A 3,232-nucleotide genomic window follows, 5' to 3' on the forward strand; every position below is an offset into this window, starting at 1 on the left:
CGCCTCGCGCGCGAGGGAGCGCTCGTCGTCTGGCACCCGTCCGACCGCGCCATGCTCGCGCGCCTGCGCGAGCTCGTGCCGGACCTCGAAGCCGACGGCTATGCCTATGCCCCGCCCGCCATCCGCGGCGGTGCGCCGACGCGCCTCGCCTATGCGGTGATCGAGCCCGAGCCCGTCGACTACGAATATTGATCCGTCAGCGCCGCGGCGCCTCGGCCGGCGGAACGGTCCTGAGGTCGCGCCAGGCATCCCCGCGCACATCCCAGTCCGAGCGCGCGGGCGCCACCGGCTGCCCTGCCGGGACGAGGCTCGCAAGGCCAAGGCGCGCCGGTTCCAGGCGGCCGGTTGCGGCGAGGATCGTGAAGGTCGCGATGATCCGGTCGCCCTGCGCCTGGATCAGGCGTGCGCGGGCGATGGTGAGGTCCTGCTGCGCATTCAGGAGCTCGACGAGGGTGCGCACACCCGCCTCGACCTGTTTCTGCATGCCCTCGACGCTGACCTGGGCAGCCTGGGACTCCACCGTGGCCGCACGGATCGTGGCACCGGCCGTGAGATAGGCGGTGTAGCCGGCAAAGGCAGCCGATCGCGCCTGGAGACGCGTCGAGTCGAGTTGCAGGCGCGCCGCACCGAGCAGTTCCTGCGCCTGCCGCACCTGGGCCTCCGGTCCGCCGCCGCCATAGAGCGGCACCGTCACGCGGCCGACCATCTGGGCGCTGTCGACCCGGCGGGTGTCGGTTGCCGTGTCGTAGTCGCGGGCGACCTGCCCCTGAACCGAGAGCTGCGGCAGCATCTGACCCTGGGCAATGCGCACGGCGGCGTCGGCCGCCCGCACCTGCTCCATGGCGGCCAGGACAGCCGGATTGCCGGTGCCCGCGACATCGCGGGCGGCATCGCGACTGGCCGGCAGCAGCGCGTCCAGCGGGCGGACGGGCCGCAGCTGCGCGCCGGCGGGTGCCCCGACGAGGCGTGCGAAGCGGTCACGGGCGATCTGGAGGTCCGCCTCGACGGCACTGAGATCAGCCTGGCCGCGGCTGAGGCGGGCTTCGGCCTGCGACACGTCCGTCGGCGTTGCGACGCCCGAGGCAAGGCGCGTGCGGGCATTGGCGAGGGTCGAGGTCAGAAAGCCGATATTGCGGCGCTGGACATCGACCAGGGCGTGGCCGGTGAGGACCGCGACATAGCTCGAGGCGACATCGAGCAGGATGGCCTGTTCGATGGCGCGCAGCTGCTGGCGCTGGCCCTCGGTGAGGCGCTGGGCCTGGACGACCGAGTTCTGCGTGCGCCAGCCGTCAAAGAGGCTCTGCGTGGCGGTCAGCGCGACACCGCGCTGGCCAAGCGTCGCCCCGTCGATGGTGTTGGTGGGTGTCCCGCGCAGGATCGAGCGGGTGGCGAGCACGCCGGCATAGGCCGTCGCGCTGACCTGCGGCAGGCCCGCAGAACGCGCCTGGGCGATGGTCTCGGCCGTGGCGCGCACCTGGCCGCGCTGGGCCTGGATGTCGGGGTTGGTGGCAAAGGCGCGGGCGAGCGCCGCCTCCAGCGAGCTGACGCCCGCCGGCGCGGCCGCGGGCCGGCTGCGGGGCGCCGGGCGGGGCTGGGTGCCTTCTGCCAGGGCCGGAGCCACCACGCCCACAGCAAGGATCGCGATCGCCAGGGCGCGCAGCGACACGCCGGTCCAGCGGAAACGACGGAGGGGCAGCTGGCGGCTCATGAATGCGCTCGTGACATCGTCTCCACCAACGCCTCTCGGGCGGTGATGTCAAACGCCAGAATGCCGCGCGACAAGGCGATCCCCAGGCTCATGTCACCACCTCGCTCTCGTCGCGCTGGCGGCGCGACACGAGCGCGATCAGCGCCGGCAGGATGATGAGGATGAGGAAGGGCGCCACGAGGATGCCGCCCACCACGACGAAGGCGAGCGGACGCTGCACCTGGCTGCCGATGCCGGTGTTGAGGGCGGCGGGCAGCAGGCCGACGCAGGCCGCGACGCAGGTGATGAGCACCGGACGCATGCGGACCCTGCCACATTCGATCGCCGCCTCGATGCGGTCGCGGCCGGCCCCCACCAGGCTGTTGAAGTAGGAGATGACGATGATGCCTTCCATCACCGACACGCCGACCAGCGCGATGAAGCCGATGGCGGCGGAGACACCGAAGGGGGTCCCGGTCAGCACCAGCGAGAAGATGCCGCCGACCATGGCGAGCGGCACGACCGAGAGCGCCAGCAGCGTATCGACGATGGAATTGAAGTTGGCGAAGAGCAGGAAGGCGATCAGCAGCAGGGTGATCGGCACCACCACCTGCAGGCGGGCGATGGCGTTCTGCAGGTTCTCGAATTCGCCGGCCCACTCCATGCGCATGCCAGCGGGCAGTTCCACCTGCTCGGCCATCTTGGACTGCGCCTCCTGGATGGCCGAGCCGAGGTCGCGGTCGCGCACCGAGAAGCGGATGGGGATGTAGCGCTGCTGCTGCTCGCGATAGATCGCGGCGGCGCCCGAGACGAGGCTGACCGAGGCCACCTCGCTCAAGGGAATCTGGGTGATCCCGCCGGAGGAATCCGTCGCGCCGATGCGCAGGTTGAGGATCGCCTCCGGGCTCTGACGGAACTCCGGCGCGAGGCGCACGATGATCGGGAAGCGCCGGTCGCTGCCGGGCTCGAAGAAGTCGCCCGGCGTGTCGCCGCCGATGGCGGTGCGGATCGCGGTGTTGATGTCGCCCGGGCTGAGGCCGTAGCGCCCCGCCGCGAGGCGGTCGATGCGGATCGTCAGCGTCGGCTGGCCGAGCACGGTGAAGACCGCGAGGTCGTCAATGCCGCGGACGCTGGCCAGCACCCGCCGGACCTTTTCGGCATATTCGGTCGCCGTCTCGAGGTTGTTGCCGAAGAGCTTGATGGCGTTCTCGCCCTTCACGCCGGATGCGGCCTCCGAAACGTTGTCCTCGAGATACTGGGAGAAGTTGAAGTCGACGCCCGGGAATTCGCGTGACAGCTGGGCCAGCATCTGTTCGACAAGCTTGTTCTTGTCGACCCCCTCGCGCCACTGTTCGCGCGGTTTGAGCGGCGTGAAGAACTCGACATTGTTGAAGCCGGCGACCTCGGTGCCGTCATCGGTGCGGCCCTGCTGGGAGACGACGCTCTGCACTGAACCGCCCCGGGTCTGCCGGAGGCTCCAACTTCCAAGTAGGATGGAGCCATGACGAGCAAGACGACGAACAAGTTCTCACCTGAGGTCCGCGA

The 3,232-nt window shown here is 70.3% G+C and carries 2 protein-coding genes and 1 pseudogene; 1 reads left to right on the top strand and 2 read right to left on the bottom strand.

From position 1 onward, the window contains the following. Nucleotides 1-192: hypothetical protein (locus C8P69_RS24035; RefSeq protein ID WP_170118380.1), on the top strand; the 192-nt coding region annotated here is incomplete at its 5' end. Nucleotides 193-196: 4 nt separating this feature from the next. On the opposite strand, the gene C8P69_RS23230 is transcribed toward C8P69_RS24035, so the two are convergent. Both C8P69_RS23230 and C8P69_RS23235 read right to left on the bottom strand, forming a co-directional pair. After that, nucleotides 197-1,708: a TolC family outer membrane protein gene (locus tag C8P69_RS23230; protein WP_108179797.1), complete on the bottom strand. Its 1,512-nt coding sequence runs from the start codon at nt 1,706-1,708 to the stop codon at nt 197-199. Between the two features lie 88 nt (nt 1,709-1,796). After that, nucleotides 1,797-3,137 (bottom strand): annotated as a pseudogene (locus C8P69_RS23235) (efflux RND transporter permease subunit); the annotation flags it as partial. Nucleotides 3,138-3,232: the final 95 nt, after the last annotated feature.

The sequence above is a fragment of the Phreatobacter oligotrophus genome (assembly GCF_003046185.1).
GTDB lineage: Bacteria > Pseudomonadota > Alphaproteobacteria > Rhizobiales > Phreatobacteraceae > Phreatobacter > Phreatobacter oligotrophus.